This window comes from Pseudanabaena sp. PCC 9330 (assembly GCF_055795045.1).
Window position 1 is genome coordinate 768,641 of record NZ_JAYFES010000115.1, and the last position, 17,347, is coordinate 785,987.

Below are 17,347 nucleotides of genomic sequence, written 5' to 3' on the forward strand. Positions count from 1 at the left end.
CCTAGGATCGCCCACTGGCGGGCAAAATTAGCGCATCTACCAGGGGCTTGGCCCGACGCGGCGGCTGATAGCCAGCGGCGTCAAGCTGCTTAATGCGGTCGAAAAAGACCTCGTAGAAGCGCTCTAGGCAGTCGCAGAACCAGGCTTGGTAGTCAGGCCAGCGATCGCGATCGGCTAAATCGACCTCGGTCAAGGTACTGGCGATGACACAGCTGTGTTCACCCGATTCGTCCCAAATCAGCGGCAGATTGATCTCGTCGGCGATCTGCTCCCGCTCGGCGGCCAGCAGATAAAAGTGGGGCTGAGCGTCGACGCCCGACAGCAGCAGCTCAGCGTAGAGGCTGCCATGGTCGCGATCGAGAATGGCATTGAGGCGAAACCCGGCCCGGGCAATGGCAAAGCCCATGGTCGCCGCCGTCGCGGGAGACCCTGGCTTAACCAGGCTGCCATGGCGGTCGAGGCGATCGCACAAGCCTCCCCAAAAATCTAAATTTTCTTGCTGTAGGGGTGTCAGCGGCTCTGGCTCTGGGGCGCTGGGCGTCACTGCGGTGGGTGTATCGGTTTCATCGTCCCCGTCGTCGAGATCGCCGTCATCCACCACCGCACCGCAGGCGGGGATGAAATTAGCCGCCATTGCCGTTTTACCAATCTGCCACAGTTCTACTGTCAGCCTTACAAAGGTGACGTCACTGGTCTGGTTCAGCCAGTCAAAGGTCAGCACCATCTCAGTAGAAAACTCTGGGGCTACCCAGAGCACGGTGGCCACATTCTCAACGGCGGCCCAGGTCAGCAGCCAGCCCAAGTCAGCGGCGTTGGGAGTATTTAGATGGGCCGCCACCAGAGCTGCTGTTTTGCCTGCGCCCTCGTCCTGTTCGGTCAGGGCGAGACTCAGCAGGCTATAGCCCTCAGCAGGCAGGTCATTCGCCAGGCAGAAGCTCAGGCCCAGAGATTCTCCCAGCAGTTCCAGGGTTTCCTCATCCGTCAGCCATTGCTGAAAATCGGCCTGGGTCTGCCAATAGTCGGTGGGGTCGAGTTTTTTGAGGCGTCCCAGCTTGGGTTGGGCAGATCGCTTAGGCACGGGGCATGAGCTCGGGCAAAGGGCACTGTGGTGATCCTATTATGGCGCGGTGCCGACCCACAATCGCGGCAATCTACGGGGTAACCAGAGCCGCCCGCCACAGAGCATAACCCTGCGGGCTGAGGTGCAGCCCATCGGTGGTCAAGTCAGCCCGCAGCTGGCCCTGGTCGTCGCTAAAGGCTGGGTGCAAATCGACAAAGATGGCTCCCTGGGCTCGAGCCAGGGCCACTAGACGGTGGTTGATGCGCTGAATGCGATCGCTGGGCAGATCTAGCTGTCGTGTGGGCAAGATTGAATGCACCACCAGCCTAGCCTGGGGATGCTGCCGCTTGAGCTGGGTCAGCAATTGGTACCAGTTGTCGATGATCTCTGCTTCGGTGGCCCCCTGCTTCAGGTCGTTGATGCCTGCCATCACATGAATCGCCGTGGGCCGGGTCTCAGCAAAGTAGTGGAGTCGCTGCCCTATATGGGCAGTGGTTTCGCCAGAAATGCTCTGGTTGAGCCAAAGCTGGTTGACGGGCAGATCGTCGATGGGCAGCCACAGAGCCAGAGAATCGCCCACCAAGACCGTCAGGGAGGCCTGACCCTGACGGCGGGCCATGGCTGCCGCCTCTGCCGCCAGTAACTCCCGCCACTGGTCATGGGTAGGGCTGTCAAAGGCCCCCTGCCACTGATTGAGATAGCGATAGGGCTCCGCCTGGGCGTAGGCTTCTCCGGCCTGTAGAGCCGCGAGGCGAAACTGGTAGAGCTGCGAACCGGTGATGGGTTTGAGGTGCTCACGTCCTGGGGGCAGAGCGGAGGTGCGGGGCGTCATCATCTGCTCGGGGCGAGGCCAGCGGGCGGCGGCGGCACTCATAGATTGAGGCTGCGGCGCAGGGACAGAATCGGCGATCGCCGCCATCCCAGAGGTCACCATGCCAGGATTTGAGCACACTGTCTCAAAGTCAGTTTCTGCCAGCGAGGCCGCGCACCCTCTGGTCTCTAGTTCTGGCGGCAGGGTAGCCACTGTATTGGTGGTAGTCAGACTGGGAGGGCCAAACCCACCCATGGTCAGCTGGGCCGCCAAGAGCCACATATCCATACCTGTCTTGCAGAACTTCTGATATCCTTTCCCTGACAAAACGTCTCCATCAGGACGAAATGGCAGACAGGCTAACCAGGGCCGTGGGATCTTATCGGGTTTGCTGGCCCCCTTGACAGAGTTGAAAGCAACTCACGATAATAAAAGACTGTTTTGTTTATGCGCTCGGATCAGGTTTCTAAGGCTAACGCCCCGGCAAATTGTTTTTGGCTGGGTTGCCAGGTTGGCACCTGCACGGCGGTTATGAGGTAAAAAATGACGTACGCAATTGTTGAAGCGGGTGGAAAGCAGCTGCGGGTAGAGCCGGGCCGTTTTTACGACATTGACCGCCTAGCTCTAGAGGTAGACGACACCGTCACCCTGGAACGGGTGCTGTTTGTTGACAACGATGGCGAGGCCTTGGTCGGTCAGCCTGTGGTTGAGGGCGCGACGGTGACGGGTAGCGTGGTCAGCCATCTGCGGGGCCGCAAAATCATCGTCTACAAAATGCAGCCCAAAAAGAAAACCCGCAAAAAGCAGGGCCACCGCCAAGAGCTCACCCGCGTGATGATCAACGCTATCGAAGTGAACGGTAAGGCGATCGCAGGCGAGACTGCCGCCCCGGCAACGGTAGATGCTACGGCTGAAGTCGCAGCTGACAGCTAGACCCAGGCTAGATTGACGCGCTAGATTAAACAGTAGGTAGGTTAAGGAAGACACCCATGGCTCATAAGAAAGGTACAGGTAGTACTCGTAACGGGCGTGACTCAAACGCCAAACGCCTGGGCGTTAAGCGCTACGGCGGCGAGGTCGTCACCGCTGGCAACATTTTGATTCGTCAGCGGGGCACCAAAATTCACCCCGGTGAAAATGTTGGTCGCGGTGGGGATGACACCCTGTTTGCTCTGGTAGACGGCATCGTCACCTTTGAGCGTCGCGGCAAAAACAAGAAAAAAGTCAGCGTCTACCCCGCAGCAGCTGAAGTATCTGCGTAGGGTTTCTGGCTTTGAGACGCTATCTGGGCTGGGTAGAGTCAGCATTGCGATTGAGTTAATCGATCAGACTGCCACCGTTTGCTCCCACTAAAAAGCTCCCCATATGGGGAGCTTTTTAGTGGGAATTTAGATTGGGGTGTCTAGTCTAAATAGCCCATCAGCACTGATGACGGCGGATCGACTTCGTTGTCGGCAATGGGGCGATCGCCGGGCAGAGTGTGAATGTCGGCAATATGCAGCGTATTGACCCCCACTGGACGGTGCCCAGGCAGAGTGTCGGTAGTGGAGATCTCAAAGGTATTGGCACCGATAGGGCGAACACCAGCGCGATCGAGGGTACCCACAATCTCAAAGGTGCTCAGGGCGATCGGGCGATGGTTGGGCAGGCTGTCGGTTTCCACCAGACGGGTGTGGTCAGCCAGCACAATCACGTCGCCGCTCTCAGGGCTGGCCTTGACAATGCCCCCGGTAGACGACGCGCCGCGCTTAGTGCGGCTACCTCGGTTAGAACGGCTGGCAGTGGGCTCTTTTTCAGGGGTATCGGCGCTACCGTTGCTAGATTCGGTGGTGGTCATGGGAGTAAAAAGTCCTTATTAGCTGCAAACAGCTGCCCAGGGGGCAAAACGCTGAGGTGACTATGAAAAGAAATTAGTCATGTAAACTCAAGCCCAGACCTGAAGTTTCCCGGAGGGGAAGCTTAAACTCTGAGTTGGACTTGGTTTGGTCTAGAGTCTGCCTGGGCGCATGCTGCCGGTGGGCAACCCCCGCCATAACAGAACCGTTAAGCAATTATTATACTTTGATGGCTACACCATCGAGTTTATGAAAGGTTATTGCCCTCATAAGGGATTTGTACCGGGTGAGGCAGCGGGGATCGCGGTGCTAAGCCAAATGCTAGATATGCCTTCATCCCCACTCTCATCTCTAAATGAATGATCTATAATCAATGTATACACAAGATCATGGGGCTGTAACGGTTTCGACGTTTTGACGAAAGTCACGCTGTGATACAGGCCGAGAGGGAGTCTACTCTCGTAAATCAAGGCTCAAAACAAACGTAAATGCGAACAACATCGTTCCTTTTGCTCGTAAAGCTGCACCTGTTGCCGCTTAATCTAAACCTAGTTTAGTTCTAACCTAGTTAGCGAGCGTTTATAGTTCGACTCCGTTAAGAGCTATAGACAAACCCCAACGGATGCTTCAATGAATCTCCTCTGGTGGATCCATTGACTAAGACTTAGCCAGAGAATCCCGCCGTCCGGGATAAGTGGCGGTTCCGGCCCTGAGGGTTAGATGGGCTAAGCCTGTGAATGAGTGGTGTGTTAATACTCAAAGCGGACACGGGTTCGACTCCCGTCAGCTCCATTTCCATAAAGCTCTAGCTTTATTAGCTGCGGTTATAGGTTGCGATCGCCACCCACGTCCACAGATCTCCAGCAAAGAAGACGCCCCAGTCCGTTAGGAGCGTAGGGTCTGCGCCCTCGGGACGAGTCAAAAGCTGGGGGAGTTTTCTCTGGTGGAAATGACTTTAGTCGATATTTGCCTGCTGCCGTAACAGGTCTTGTGGATGTAATTTGTAGCGCAGAGGATCCTAGCTGCCTCTCCTAACTGAGGAGCACAGCGGGCACTTAGACAGGTAGGTGTGGGGAGAGGATTTTTAATCCAGATCGAGATAGAGACCGAGGCCTGAGTCATCCCGCACCCACCAGGGGTATGAAGATCACCGGGCATTCACCATAAATTCTGTAATCGATTATTAATTATCGTTCCAAGTGAGAGACCCTCTGTTGGGTCTCTTTTTGCATCTGCCTATACTAAAAATATCAGCCTAGGTCGAAGGCTGTATTGCCCTCCCAATCAGCCCTTTGAGCCAATGCTAATCGGCTACTTCACGTTTTATCAATCCGATTTATAACCATGCGGTTTCCTTTATTGCCCTATTTGCATCAGCCTGTCTTTAGTAGCACCTACAAGACTGTCCTAAATCCCTGGCGGTTTTGGTATCTCCATCAGGTGCGCTACCTAGAGCGCTGCTGGCTGCGAGAATATCGCCCCGACGAGCAGCACCACAGCTACTAGATGCACCGCAGTTTCTAGACGAGCGGCCCTCAACACGCTAGACAGGCAGCGCAACCATCGCTCAAGTAAAGAGTGTTGGTTTGCCCATCTTGGTACAGTAAATGATGTGCTTTAGACCTGCTAAACCACCCAGAGACCAGTCATGACATTGCTCCCAGTCCGTTGGATCGGCTAAACGGTTTTAAGGGGGGCAAACACTGTCAGAGCCTGGGGTAGACACTCAAACTCCATAGGGTTGGCCTCTAAAATTTCGCCGTCGATCACCAGTTTTTGCGGTGGGTCGGTGGTGACTTTGATGCGGTTGGTGCGCAGGCAGGTGATGTCGTCGCGCTGGGTGGGGTTACCCCAGGCGGCGGCGGCCATCAGCGAGGCTAGGGCGTTGATGCCCTGGAGCCGGGTGGTACTGGTGGAAATGGTGACCTCGAGCAACCCATCGTCGGGGATCACCTCGCCCAGACCCTGGGCTAAGACTGAGGTTGAGGGGGCGACGTTGGCGACGGTGATGGCATTGGTGGTGACGGTTGAGACTTCGCCCTCGATTTCAAGGGTGGCGGTAAAGGGGGTGGCAGAGGCCAGCTGCCGTACCCCAGAGAGCACGTAGGCCAGGTTGCCCAGCTCGTTTTTGAGCTGACGAGTGGCGCCGTCGACCATACCGGCCTCAAACCCCACCCCAGCCAGCAAAATCATAGGAATGTTGTTGCAGCGAGCGCCGTCGATCACGTGGGTGTTGCCCGCCAAAATAGTCTCGCAGGCGGCCCGTAGGTTGGTGGGGATGCCCAGCCCAACCGAAAAGGCGTTGGCAGTGCCCCGGGGAATGATGCCCAAGGGAATGCCGGTATTCATCGCGGCCCCGGCTACTGCCGACACAGTACCATCACCGCCGGAGGCAATGATCAGGCTGCGGCCTAGGTCGTGCTCGTTTTTAGACTTAATGTGCTCGATGATGTCTCGGGCTTGGTCAGCGGGGTCTAGGTCGGGCTGGGTCATGGTCACGTTGACCATGATCTGAGGCTCTAATACTTCTTTGATCAGGGCGAGATCCATATTGGGGTTGCCCTGGCCGGCCACGGGGTTGAAGATCAGGTAGGCGATTTGGCTTTCGGCGATGCCCCGCAGCAGCAGGGTGGCCGAAGCATCGTTAAGGGCGATAGGAATGCCCCGTAGTTGGCAGGCCCGTAGCACTAGGGGCAGGCTGGGGAACGCGGTGGCGATCGCCTCCGGTTCAGTAAAGAAAAGCACCCCAGCGACATCCCCATTGAGAATGTGGCTAGCTAGCTCAATGTCGCCTCCCTGGCTCGATGCTTTGAGAGTAATCAGATCGATGGTTGCCACATTACTCCAACCTCGCTCAATGCCCTCGGCCATCTCTACCGGGGACATGATCTGAAAGTGGGTTAAAACTCGCTGGTGTTTAGAGAGCCAGTTTAGAACGCTGTCTATTTGGGTGGGGTGGGCAAGAACAGCTAGGGTGCTGGGCATAGGGCAATCTCAACGATGTCCCAATGCTACCACCCAGACTTTAGTCTGCTCTATGACTTGTCATGCTAATGCCGGTTTAGTTAGAGGGGGCGGTCTCGGAACTGGGATCACCGTTGGCTAGCTGGGTCACGGTCGTCTGCCAGTCGCTAAGGAGAGCTTGTGACCAGAGCCAGTTAACTGCCAGGGCACCGGGGTTGACAAGCCTAGGATCGAGGGCCAGCACCTGTCTGAAGTAGCTCTGTGCCTGCTGCTCAAAGGGCAGTTGCTCTTCAGGTAGCAGGGTGATGGCACCCTCTTGCCGGTAGGCCATGGCTAGACCGGCATAGGCATTGATGGTTAAGGGATTGGCGACCTGGGCAACCTCGGGGTTAATGTCTCGGCGGTTGTCGGTGTCGATCGCGATCGCCCGCTCCCAGGCTGCGATCGCCTCGGCATAGTCGCCCAGGCTGTACTGAGCAAACCCTAGCGCCACCCAGGCTTCTACGAAATCAGGATTGCCCTGAGTGGCCAGATCCCAGGCTCGTCGGGCGTCGTAGGGGCTGGCATCGGGGTTGCCACCGGTGGTCGCCTGCTGCCACAGTAAGCGACCCTGCACGTAGGCAAGCTGAGAGTCGTCTCGCAAGGGGCCAGGTACCGTCTCGAGGACAGATTCGACGCTGACCAAGTCGCCGCGATCGAGCAATTGCTCAAGCAGATCGCGGGCTGTCTCGGTATTGCCCAGACCGATAGCGGCGACGCTGCTCTCGACCAGGGTAGCGGTTGGGGTGGCGGCGGTTGGGGTGTTCTCACTGGCTGTGGGGGTAGGCGTAAGTGCGGGGTCGCCAGGGCGGCTAGTTGTAGTGAGCGTGACTAGGGCCAAGGCCCACACCACCGCTAGCCCCGCCAGGCCTAGCCCCCCCCAGGCCAGGAGATTAAACGGGATGGTGAGCCTGGTTTTGCCCACCCTTACCAGAGCGTCTGGGGGAGAGTCGGGCTCCGTAGGCTGGAAAAGAAAATTATTGGATTGAGGGGGCTGGGGAGCCGGAGGCAAAAGATTTTCGCTCAGATCGGCAGGGAGGAGCTGATCGGGCTGGGAGGCCGCTGGGCCAGAGAGCCGCTGCACTAGACTGGTGACGGTGGTGTCTGCTGCTGGGTCTGAGTCTGGGGCCGCGATGGTTGGCAACCAGTCGTAGAGCGGGGCCGGGGAGTCATCACTGACTGGAGCACTGGGCAACTCTTCGGCCTGGGGGGTGAGCATCTCTGCGGCTAGACCGGCAATATCGGGGTCGGTGCTGTAGTCGGGCAGCATCAGGGCGACTGTGCTGAGGTCGTCATCGTCTAGGTTGTCTAGGGCATGGAAGGTGGGGCGATCGCCTGCGTACAGGTAGCCGTCAAAGTCGGCCCGCAGGTAGAGCAGCGGCAGCATCCAAAAGGGCTGGCCCGAGCCGTAGGCCGACATCAGCCCCTGGCGCACGCGGCTGAGGCAGAGATCGATGGGGTGGCCCTGGTGCAGGTTGCGGTAGAGCAGTTGGGTAAAGGTGAGGGCAACATCGTCGGGGATGCGATCGGCCATGGCGATCACCCCCGGCACCCCCCGGTTGACCAGGGCCTGCACGAGGTTTTGATCGAGCCAGTTGGCCTGGGCATCGTCTTGCGGGGTGTAGGCACCCCGACAGGAGTTAAACACCGCCAGGCGAGTACCGTTGTTGACCAACAGCCCGGCCAGATCACCGCCGCTGAGCTTTTCAGAGAGGCCGTTTTGGCGATTGACCAAATATAGGCTACCGCCTGTTTCTCCGACTTCACCAATGTCGCTGTGACCGGCGTAGTGAAAGATTTGAAAGTTGCCCTGTTCGAGGGCTTGCACCAGCTCGGGGCGGCCCGGCTGCTCCAAAATTGTGATGTCTAAGGCCAGGGTACTGGCATCGACGGGGGCTATTTGCAGACTTTCGACCAGACGCTGCACTTCTTGACGCAGGGCTAGACGATCTTGATCGCTGGGTGCCGAGATTACCACCAGCACTCGAATGGGAACAGTGGCAGGAGCCAGCGGAACCATGGTGGCTAGGTCGGTGACGGTCTGGCCTTGGTAGTAGCGACAGAGGGTGACGTCTAGACCGGTGGCCAAGGGGCGATCGTCTCCGTAGAGTAGCTCCCAGGGGAGACGCTGCACCCGACTGTCTTTAAACCCCAGCCGCAGCCGTAGGGGTTGTCGGCGATTTTGGGCCACCCCCTGGGCCGCTACCCAGCTATCGCGAATGCGACCCTGAAATAGGCCGGTATAGAGAGCCTGGCCCAGGGCCATCCAGGCGTTGTCGAGGTGAGCCTCGACAGGGGTCTGGAGCAGCGCTTGCAGCGGATCTTGAAATAGGGCTTCGGTCTGAGCTAGCCAGGTCTCTAGGGGCCAGACGACCTGAGCTTCGGCCAGGGGTACACCGCTGGCGACGGCTTCGGTGCGCAGCCAGTAGGTGTCAGGGCCCACGGGAGTAATAGAGAGATGAAATTTCTGGGTCACGGCCTGGGCTCTGGACGGTAGGGATGAGTTTCTTTCACGGTAGCTTGTGGTGTCCATGTCGGGGATGGGGGGCGACGGGTTGTTAACAAACTACGGCTAGACACATCGATCGCCGGGGGGATGACGGTATGATGACTTGTCTCTATTTACAGACCCCTGGTGGCAAATTCCTGGCGTATTTTTAGTTTTCTGTTGCCCTGCTCGGTTGAGCGCCACCCTGGGCGAGTAAGGCAGGGGCGGCGGCTGAGCTGGATGGGGGCGATCGCCACTCTAGTTGCCACCCTGGCCACGACGCTGACCGTTGCCCCAGGACGGGGAGAAATCATTTCGGTGGGCCTTGACGGACTGGAGCTGGCCCCTCTCTCCGCAGACGACCAAACTCGGCTCGAAGCGCTGCTGGGGGTGCAGCAGATCGAGATTTTGAGTACTCTCAGCCCCGATGGCACCACCCTAGTGGTGGCGGTCAGCAACCGCCAGGGTCAAGGGGAGCGCAGTCTGCACTTTCTCACCCTTGACAGCGGCGAACTCAGTGAGGCGCTGGTGTTAGAAAGTGATCTGTTTGCCCCTGAGCTTCCCCTCCGCTGGGTTGACAATGACACTCTGCGGTTTGTGCAGCAAGATGTCTACGGCCCCTGGGAAATCATTACGGTCAACCGGGTCACGGAGATCGCCTCGCGCACTAGCATCTACCCGATTCAGCCGGAAGATGGCGAAATTCTCGGTATTGCCCCCGATTTTTCTAAGTTTGCCCTGCGGGTCTATGGCGAGGATGACGACATCATCTATGTTGTGTTTTTGCCGTCGCTGCGGCGGCTAGAGGTGGCACGGCTGCCGGAGGACTTGCAGATTCAGCCGCCGACCTGGTCGGCGAATGGCGATCGCGTGGTGCTGGTCACCGCCGCCGGAGCAGAAAGCCGCCTGTTCGATCGCACTCCTAGCAGCCCTAGCCTGGCCGACCCTCTGGTGCAAGATGCTCTGGGTACCCTGACCCCAGAAGACAATCCTTTTTACCAGCACAGTGCCCTGCGGGTCTTTGACTTTACCCAGGCCGAGCCGCTGCGGCTAGAGCTTTTGGCTCCAGCCCTCGGGGGCGATACCTTTGGCGGTGCCCAGATCAGCCCTGACGGCGAGCGGGTGTTGATCAAGCGCTATCGGCCCAGTGTCTTGGCGGGGCGATCGCATCCTTCCTATGTCTTCCCTGAATCGGCCTACTTTCAGCTGATTGATCTGGAGGGCACTGTGCTCGACACCATTGACGCCGAGCCTCTGCAAGGCCCAGAAGAGTCTGACGGCTGGTTTTTGGGCAACGATCGCCTGTTGCTGTGGGGCACCGACGGGCTCAACCGGCCTCTGCATGTCTACGATCTGGCGCAGCGGCAGCTCACACCGCTGCCACTGCCGCCGGGGGCGGTGGATCCGTTAGCGGTCACTGCTAGCGAGGATGGGGCCACGGTGGTCTATGGCCTGTCATCGGTGACCCAGCCGCCAGAGCTGTACGCCATTGACCTAGACGGGGATCAAGAACCGCGATCGCTCACCAACATCAACGCCGCTGTCGCCGATCGCAATCGGGTGCAGATGCAGCCGGTGAGCTTTACCACTAGCCAGGGGGTGCGATCGGGCTTTCTGGTTCAGCCAGCGGGGAGCGTCTTTCCGCCGGTAGAGCAGCCGATTGTGTTTTGGCAGCAGGGCGGGCCGGGGGGCTCGATGGTTAACGAATTTGCCACCGAGGTAGAAATGCCGCTCAACCTGCTGCCCAACTTTGGCCTGTCGGTGCTGGTGGTGCCCCTCTCAGGCCGGGAGGGCTTTGGCCCCGATCGCTACCTTGCCCTAGCTGAGGATCAAAACTTTGGCCGGGTGGATGTGGTCGAAGGTGCTGAAATTTTGGGTCAGCTGGTTCAGCGGGGGTGGACGACCGCAGCGCGGGTGGGTGTGACAGGTTGCTCCTACGGCGGCTACTACGCCGCCCAGATGATCGCCCAGTTTCCACAGCTAGTGGCGGCGGCCAATCCCCAGTGCTCGCTGCTCGATCTCTTGACCGAGTGGCAACTGGGCTATTCGTCGCTGCTGTCGTACTTGGTGGGGCAAACGCCAATGGTGGCCCCTGCCACCTACCTCCAGGCTTCGCCCCTCTACAGCGCTGGGGCTGTGCGCACGCCAACGCTGCTGTTCCACGGTGCCGACGACTTTTTGCAGATTGACATGGCCCGCAATTTCCACGATGTGCTCGATCTAGCGGCGGTGCCGGTGACCCTCTACGAGTTTGAGGGGGTGGGCCACAGTCTCTACGGGTCGGGCTATCAGCCCCTGGCGGCCCAGCTGCAAATTGAGTTTTTTCGGCAATATTTGCAGCCGTAGTCGATTTCTGAGAAAAAAGATACCCGATGGAAGACAGACCTTAGCATTGTGGGCACAAAGTCCCTAATCATCCAACGGGCTAATCACGCCGCGACCACCCCGATTTAGCACATGGGTGTAGATCATCGTAGTTTTCACATCCTTATGGCCTAGCACTTCCTGCACGGTGCGAATGTCACAGCCATTTTGTAACAGATGGGTGGCAAAACTGTGGCGAAACGTATGACATCCAACCCGTTTCTGAATCCCTGCACACCTCACCGCTTGTTTGACCGCTTTTTGCAAACCGCTCTCGTGCAGGTGATAGCGAACAATAACCCCACTACGAGGATCCCGGCACCGGGTTGATGATGGGAAGACAAACTGCCAGATCCACTGGCGATCAGCATTGGGATATTTGCGTGCCAAGGCAAAGGGTAATGTCGTTGCCCCATAACCCAGCTCTAGATCCTGATGGTGCAGGCGTTGTACACCACGAAGATGCTCCTGGAGGGGGGCTACGAGACGGCTCGGTAGCATCGTCACCCGGCTCTCGTGACCTTTTGCATCACGCACCACAATTTGATGTTGGGCAAAGTCTAAATCTTTGACTCGGAGCTGCATCGCCTCTCGTAAGCGCAGCCCACTGCCATAGAGGGTTTGAGCAATGAGTCGATGCACCCCCGTCATCTGCAAAAGGATCGAACGCACCTCGTCCTTGGTCAGCACTGTAGGCAGTTTACGAGATGGCTTTGCCCTAACGGCATCAATCCGCTCGTCCAACGGCAGAAAAAGCACTGCCCGATACAAAAACAGCAGGGCACTTAAGGCTTGATTCTGCGTAGATGCAGCCACATGCTCTTGTACTGCTAGGTGGGTTAAGAATGCCTCAATCTCTGGCACCCCCATTTCATTGGGGTGCCGTTTGTTGTGAAACAGAATGTACCTACGGATCCACTGAACGTAGGACTGCTCCGTCCGGTAAGAATAATGTTTCAGCCGAATCGCATCGCGCACATGGTCAAGCAAGCGCCGTGGTGGAGTTGAACCATCCATGAGTAATTCTGTACTGGCCGTAAGGGAATCTTAAGTTGTCTGCCTCCCAGTCGCCAAGGATTTACACTGAATTTTTCCACCTAAGATCCCTGTGGAGGTGTTTAGGCAGACAGATTTCCACCTAAGATCCTGCATGGGAGTATTAGGCAGAAATTTTCCCTCTAATAACGAGTTACTCGTAGATGAGAGCAATCGCACTTAATACTTTGGATACACTCAAGTAAGTCTTCTTGGGTAATCCAACTATACCAACTATGCTTCAACGTGAGTAGTTATCGAAAAATAAAATGCCATTCTTATGGTTAGAAGCACGTCATCTAAATTAGGTTGGGATTACTACAGGAGTATCTACGAGTGAGCATCAAATATATTTTCAGTATCAATACCGGACGGTCAGGATCGGATTACTTAACTGAACTGCTATCTATGGCAGTGAATTCTATGAGTATTCACGAAGGACTTCCGATAATGAATGGTATTGAAATGCAGCAGTTCAACAATGGAGACAGCTCAGCCTTACGTAGATTAATGCCATTGAAAATGAAAGAGATACTAAAGAAGAATAAAAATGGCAAAAAAGTGTATTGCGAAACCAACCATTCCTATATCAAGGGTTGGGGGTATTTAATTCCTGATGAATACATTCCCCAGGAAGAAATAGGTGTGGTTATCCTTAGCAGAACTGTTGAAAAAACAGTTTACAGCTTACTTCGTGTCCATGAAGCACCTGGAGTTTCTGAGTGGAGTAGAACTTGGTATCTCCAATCTGGTGCACAACGAAATTTGAGTTGTCCTCCTGAAAATGCTGGTTTATATGATATCTGCGAGTGGTACGTGGAAGAAGTCCGGCTTCGGGCTGAGGATTACAAGAAAAAATTCCCAAGAATAACATATTTTGAATGTGAGCTTGATCAATTAAATGATTTCGATTTTGTTTTGGATATGTTTAACACTTTTGGTCTGGTTCCGTCTTCAGAATTAAAAGATACCTGTGGGAAAGTCTTCAATACACGAAACGAGTGGCCTAGAATTCCTATAGAGCTGATACTGTCGCCTTCCAAGTATCCAAGTGCAGATGATTTAAGTCCTGAGGAACGGGATACTTTGGTGGCGAATATGGTGGATTATCTGTATGAGCGTAAAGCAAACAAAATTGCAGCAGCAAAACCTGATTTCGCGATGGGTGGAACTCTTGCCCCTGCTGCGACGAGCATCGTAGCCCATGCGGAGCAGGAGTTGGAACATTTTTTCCAATGCTCACTTATGTTTACAGAAACTGAGCGGGTGTTAATTGGCGAGTTTATAAGATTGCTGTCTCCCAATGACTTCATGTTCATTGCCCTTAATCGTACACCAAAGCCAGGAATCGCTTATACCTACGACTTCAACATAGTATTAGGTGTAGAAACCATGATTCATAAATTGGGTTTTATGGGTTTGTTCAAAATGATATGGATGATCATCAGCGGCCTATGGGGTAAAGATTACAGTCACCGTGAAGCTAACTAACAGATAGACCTTAAGAGATTTGACAGATGCATAATAAGCTAACAATCTGCCTGCACCCGACCGTTTAGAGTCTTTTCGTTGAGTTCAAAAGATTGCTAGCGACGGGTGAGGCGGAACGTTAGACCTCCTGCAATCAACTGGTTTTCTGAAATATCGACTTTGAATGGGCAGAATGGCATTGTGGGGAGGTAGCTGAGGTGACTGTTTACTTGGCCATAGCAGCACCACGATGACTAGCCGTTACCTTGAATAAGCAGATTTCCAAGAAAGAAGATGCCAGCTTTAATTCAGCCCCTACGGCGGTCGTAGGGTGGGCACTGCCCACCATTTGGGAAACTCTTTTCCAGACGTCGCTTTAGCTCCCCGCCCTGGCGACTATCTCTGACGCTGTTGCCAGTCTGTGTCAGGCTGAGATCAGATTGCAGGTGAGAGACGATGCCAACAGAGCCCTCTTCTTCTGGTGAAACTCGCTGGCTGGTGCAAGTGTGTCGGCATCGATCGTGCGATCGCGGCGGTTCTGAGCAGGTCTTAGCTGCCTTTCGACAGTACCAAAGCGCCCATATTTTTGTGGCTGAGAGCGACTGCATGGGCCAGTGCAGTGCTGGCCCCACGGTCAAAGTCATGCCCGGTAATACCTGGTACTGCCAGGTCACCCCTGAGGATGTACCAACGATTGTCGAGCAACATTTGGGGAAAGGGGAGTTAGTGCGCGATCGCCTGCACCCCCGCTTTCATCCGGCTGATGCTTTCTAGCGCTGAGTTTGGGCCATCGCCTCGGCTGGGGGGCGCACCACCCGTCGAGCTAGACCGAGTTTTTCTAGCGCCCAAATGGCGTACCAGGTGACATCGACCTCCCACCAGCGCCAGCCTGCGGGGGCCACGTTGGGGTAGGCATGGTGGTTGTTGTGCCAGCCTTCGCCATAGGTCAGCAGGGCCGTCCACCAAAGATTGCGCGAGCCGTCGTTGAGCTGAAAGCGGCGCTTGCCCCACATGTGGGTGGCAGAGTTGATCAGCCAGGTGGAGTGCCAGAGGGTGACAATGCGCAGAAAGCCGCCGTAGATGACGAAAGACCAGCCGCCGAGCAGAAAGAGGGCGATCGCAACCGGTACTTGCAGCAGCAGAAAGTAGCGATCGAGCCAGCGATAGTAGGGGTCACGGGCAATATCTGGGGCATAGCGGCGGTAAATTTGACCGTTAAAGACTGCCGGGTTGCGGTAGACCATCCAGAGCATGTGGCTCCACCAAAAGCCGCGACTGGCGGCGTAGGGGTCTTTTTCGGCATCTTCGGTGTAGAGGTGGTGCTGCCGGTGGCCCGCCACCCAAAAGATTGGCCCACCCTGAAGCGCCATCGCGCCGATGGTGGCAATCACGTACTCTAACCAGCGGGGCACCTGCAAACTGCGGTGGGTGAGCAAGCGGTGGTAGCCCAGGCAAATGCCAATGCTGCCAAACAGCCAGTGCAGCGCCACCATGACGCCCAAGGCCGACCATGAAAAGAACCAGGGGGCCAGCAGGGCCATGCCGTGAATAGCAGCTAAAAAGCCCACTAATGTCCAGTCTAAGTCTGTAATCCGCTTTTTCTGCGGGATTTGCTTCATTGTTGTTGTCATTACAACTCCTTTACGCGCTATGGGGCTAAAATCGTCAGCCGGGTATCTAGCCTGGCTCGGGGCAAACCCTTGCCTAACTCCTTTTTGCCCCGAGGGAACTGCTGGGAGTCTTGTGCAAGTGATGCTTGCAAAACAACCTTAGCAAACCCCTCTGGTAAAATGCAAGCGTTGCTTTCTTTTTTCTATGGCAGATCAGCGCAAATCGGCTCGGCAAAAGCTTGTAGATGCCGCCTTTCAGCTATTTTCTAGCCAGGGCGTAGGGGCTACGACTACCCGCCAGGTGGCCGATCTGGCGGGGGTGAACGAGGTTACTCTGTTTCGGCAGTTTGGTAGCAAGCATGGCTTGCTTGCGGCAGTGATGACCGAGGCTGAGGTGCTGTCTGGCTCGGCCCAAGGCATGGCCTCGATGTTTGATCGAGAAACCCTAGGGCAAGCGCCCAGTGAACAGAGCCTGCAAGACTTTCTTAGCCAGTGTTTAGCCATTCTGGGGCAGCGGGCAGAATTGGTGCGATCGGTGATTGGTGAGGCGGGGCAGTTCTCAGCCGATAACAGCCTGGCCCTGGGGCGCGGGCTGCAAACCATTCGCGACTTTATGGCTGAGTATCTGGAGGCGCTGCTCGGCCTGGGCGACAACCCCAGCCTGCGTCCAGAGGCGGTGGCAGAGTTGGTCATGGCGCTGCTGCTGGGCTATACCGCGATCGCAAGCGCTACCGAGAGCCATCCCGACGACCTCGGCCTCGCCGAACATGCACGCCTCTGGCCCAGCCAGACGGCCTTTGTCGATAGCCTGGCGAGCTGGCTGTTGGGGCTGCGCTTTGGGCCGGTGAAGGTCGAGTTGGTGCCAGACTCCTCTAGTTTGTCTGCTGCTGCCACCAATACAGAAACCTGGATCGACCTGCCTGCCCCAGTGGTGCACCAGATTATGCAGACAGCTCGAAAGGCCGACAGCCAGACCTACGCCCTGATCTATGTCTTGTTTGGGGCCGGGGTAGCCGTTACTGAGGTGCCGCTGCTGACCCGCGCCAGCGCTATCTACGACAGTAGCCAGCACATTTTGCTGGTTGGCCCCCACCACCGCCAGGTGCCCCTCAATCAGTGGATCATGGGGCGACGCTACGGCACCTATACCAAAAACCCCTTCACCCGCTGGCTCAAAGCCCGCAACGATGACTCCCCTGCTATGTTCTTAGGGCTAGACGACCAGCCCATGACCCCCTACCGGGTGCGGCAGGTCTGGGCCGAGGTGACCCAGGGGCTGATCACACCCACGGGCGATCGCCTCGGGGTAGAGCAAGCTCGCGCCACCTGGTGTATCGAGATGCTGCTCAAGGGTCTAAATCGCCAGGCTCTCAGCCTGCTCAGCGGGCTAACGACAGAACAAGTGGAACCACTCGTGCAAATGGCCCAGGCGCGATCGGCCTTGGCCCTGGCTCTGCGCCTAGATCAGCCGTCTGGTCCTGCGGCCAGTATGGCAACCAACCCTGACGATGCAGCAGAGAACTAGGGCCGAAAAACACCGCAGAATTTTGTTTCTTCCCGGGGGCGCAGGCCCCCATCGGAGCAAACTTAAGGTTCTTATGACGGGACTAGGGAGTATAACGATGAATGTATTGGGTTGTAAGTGGGACTTAATCCCATGGCTCGCAGTCG

At 56.4% G+C, this 17,347-nt stretch carries 14 protein-coding genes and 1 other RNA gene; 8 read left to right on the forward strand and 7 right to left on the reverse strand.

Annotated features, from left to right (window positions below; translation table 11 throughout):
• Position 1 precedes the first annotated feature (1 nt).
• Both AC0QKW_RS20730 and AC0QKW_RS20735 read right to left on the reverse strand, forming a co-directional pair.
• The gene (locus AC0QKW_RS20730; RefSeq protein WP_473152983.1) at positions 2-1,078 is read right to left on the reverse strand and encodes a DUF4268 domain-containing protein; all 1,077 of its coding nucleotides are present in this window, start codon (positions 1,076-1,078) and stop codon (positions 2-4) included.
• A gap of 73 nt (positions 1,079-1,151) precedes the next feature.
• Complete coding sequence (locus AC0QKW_RS20735; protein ID WP_473152984.1) at positions 1,152-2,159, reverse strand: GDSL-type esterase/lipase family protein; 1,008 nt, start codon at positions 2,157-2,159, stop codon at positions 1,152-1,154.
• Between the two features lie 255 nt (positions 2,160-2,414).
• Between AC0QKW_RS20735 and rplU the strand changes: the two genes are divergently transcribed.
• The gene (gene rplU, locus AC0QKW_RS20740) at positions 2,415-2,804 is read left to right on the forward strand and encodes a 50S ribosomal protein L21 (protein WP_473152985.1); all 390 of its coding nucleotides are present in this window, start codon (positions 2,415-2,417) and stop codon (positions 2,802-2,804) included.
• Positions 2,805-2,860: 56 nt separating this feature from the next.
• Entirely contained in the window at positions 2,861-3,133 is a 273-nt protein-coding gene (gene rpmA, locus AC0QKW_RS20745) for a 50S ribosomal protein L27 (RefSeq protein WP_473152986.1), read from the forward strand.
• A gap of 140 nt (positions 3,134-3,273) precedes the next feature.
• On the opposite strand, the gene AC0QKW_RS20750 is transcribed toward rpmA, so the two are convergent.
• Positions 3,274-3,708, reverse strand: coding sequence for a hypothetical protein (locus AC0QKW_RS20750; RefSeq protein WP_473152987.1), 435 nt, complete (start codon positions 3,706-3,708; stop codon positions 3,274-3,276).
• 389 nt (positions 3,709-4,097) lie between these two features.
• On the opposite strand from AC0QKW_RS20750, the gene ssrA reads away from it, so the two are divergent.
• Positions 4,098-4,501, forward strand: a transfer-messenger RNA (tmRNA) gene (gene ssrA / locus AC0QKW_RS20755).
• A 549-nt stretch (positions 4,502-5,050) separates the two neighbouring features.
• A complete protein-coding gene (locus AC0QKW_RS20760; protein ID WP_473152988.1) occupies positions 5,051-5,212 on the forward strand; it encodes a hypothetical protein in 162 nt (53 codons plus the stop codon).
• Between the two features lie 171 nt (positions 5,213-5,383).
• Here AC0QKW_RS20760 and AC0QKW_RS20765 read toward each other — a convergent pair whose 3' ends face one another.
• Entirely contained in the window at positions 5,384-6,691 is a 1,308-nt protein-coding gene (locus AC0QKW_RS20765; RefSeq protein ID WP_473152989.1) for a YegS/Rv2252/BmrU family lipid kinase, read from the reverse strand.
• Positions 6,692-6,767: 76 nt separating this feature from the next.
• Positions 6,768-9,185 (reverse strand): CHAT domain-containing tetratricopeptide repeat protein, encoded by a 2,418-nt coding sequence (locus AC0QKW_RS20770; RefSeq protein WP_473152990.1) that lies wholly within the window; start codon positions 9,183-9,185, stop codon positions 6,768-6,770.
• A 159-nt stretch (positions 9,186-9,344) separates the two neighbouring features.
• Between AC0QKW_RS20770 and AC0QKW_RS20775 the strand changes: the two genes are divergently transcribed.
• Positions 9,345-11,543, forward strand: coding sequence for an alpha/beta hydrolase family protein (locus AC0QKW_RS20775; protein ID WP_473152991.1), 2,199 nt, complete (start codon positions 9,345-9,347; stop codon positions 11,541-11,543).
• A 63-nt stretch (positions 11,544-11,606) separates the two neighbouring features.
• On the opposite strand, the gene AC0QKW_RS20780 is transcribed toward AC0QKW_RS20775, so the two are convergent.
• Positions 11,607-12,578: an integron integrase gene (locus tag AC0QKW_RS20780; protein WP_473152992.1), complete on the reverse strand. Its 972-nt coding sequence runs from the start codon at positions 12,576-12,578 to the stop codon at positions 11,607-11,609.
• Between the two features lie 441 nt (positions 12,579-13,019).
• Here AC0QKW_RS20780 and AC0QKW_RS20785 point away from each other — a divergent pair, with 441 nt between their 5' ends.
• Together AC0QKW_RS20785 and AC0QKW_RS20790 are read left to right on the forward strand one after the other, a co-directional pair.
• On the forward strand, positions 13,020-14,087 hold the full coding sequence (locus AC0QKW_RS20785; RefSeq protein ID WP_473152993.1) for a hypothetical protein: 1,068 nt from the start codon (positions 13,020-13,022) through the stop codon (positions 14,085-14,087).
• 435 nt (positions 14,088-14,522) lie between these two features.
• A complete protein-coding gene (locus tag AC0QKW_RS20790; RefSeq protein WP_473152994.1) occupies positions 14,523-14,840 on the forward strand; it encodes a (2Fe-2S) ferredoxin domain-containing protein in 318 nt (105 codons plus the stop codon).
• Here the strand turns inward: AC0QKW_RS20790 and AC0QKW_RS20795 are convergent.
• The gene (locus tag AC0QKW_RS20795) at positions 14,837-15,685 is read right to left on the reverse strand and encodes an acyl-CoA desaturase (protein WP_473152995.1); all 849 of its coding nucleotides are present in this window, start codon (positions 15,683-15,685) and stop codon (positions 14,837-14,839) included. The genes AC0QKW_RS20790 and AC0QKW_RS20795 overlap by 4 nt on opposite strands.
• 196 nt (positions 15,686-15,881) lie before the next feature.
• Here AC0QKW_RS20795 and AC0QKW_RS20800 point away from each other — a divergent pair, with 196 nt between their 5' ends.
• Positions 15,882-17,201 carry a TetR family transcriptional regulator gene (locus AC0QKW_RS20800; RefSeq protein WP_473152996.1) on the forward strand — a complete coding sequence of 440 codons (1,320 nt, stop codon included), beginning with the start codon at positions 15,882-15,884 and terminating at the stop codon, positions 17,199-17,201.
• The last annotated feature ends 146 nt before the right edge of the window (positions 17,202-17,347 follow it).

Excerpts from the sequence above, each read along its gene's own strand:
- AC0QKW_RS20795 (WP_473152995.1), bottom strand. The coding sequence starts at position 15,685 with ATGAAGCAAATCCCGCAGAAAAAGCGGATTACAGACTTAGACTGGACA.
- AC0QKW_RS20735 (WP_473152984.1), bottom strand. The coding sequence starts at position 2,159 with ATGGATATGTGGCTCTTGGCGGCCCAGCTGACCATGGGTGGGTTTGGC.
- AC0QKW_RS20790 (WP_473152994.1), top strand. The coding sequence starts at position 14,523 with ATGCCAACAGAGCCCTCTTCTTCTGGTGAAACTCGCTGGCTGGTGCAA.
- AC0QKW_RS20750 (WP_473152987.1), bottom strand. The coding sequence starts at position 3,708 with ATGACCACCACCGAATCTAGCAACGGTAGCGCCGATACCCCTGAAAAA.
- AC0QKW_RS20785 (WP_473152993.1), top strand. The coding sequence starts at position 13,020 with ATGAGTATTCACGAAGGACTTCCGATAATGAATGGTATTGAAATGCAG.
- AC0QKW_RS20780 (WP_473152992.1), bottom strand. The coding sequence starts at position 12,578 with ATGGATGGTTCAACTCCACCACGGCGCTTGCTTGACCATGTGCGCGAT.
- AC0QKW_RS20800 (WP_473152996.1), top strand. The coding sequence starts at position 15,882 with ATGGCAGATCAGCGCAAATCGGCTCGGCAAAAGCTTGTAGATGCCGCC.
- rpmA (WP_473152986.1), top strand. The coding sequence starts at position 2,861 with ATGGCTCATAAGAAAGGTACAGGTAGTACTCGTAACGGGCGTGACTCA.
- AC0QKW_RS20760 (WP_473152988.1), top strand. The coding sequence starts at position 5,051 with ATGCGGTTTCCTTTATTGCCCTATTTGCATCAGCCTGTCTTTAGTAGC.
- rplU (WP_473152985.1), top strand. The coding sequence starts at position 2,415 with ATGACGTACGCAATTGTTGAAGCGGGTGGAAAGCAGCTGCGGGTAGAG.
- AC0QKW_RS20765 (WP_473152989.1), bottom strand. The coding sequence starts at position 6,691 with ATGCCCAGCACCCTAGCTGTTCTTGCCCACCCCACCCAAATAGACAGC.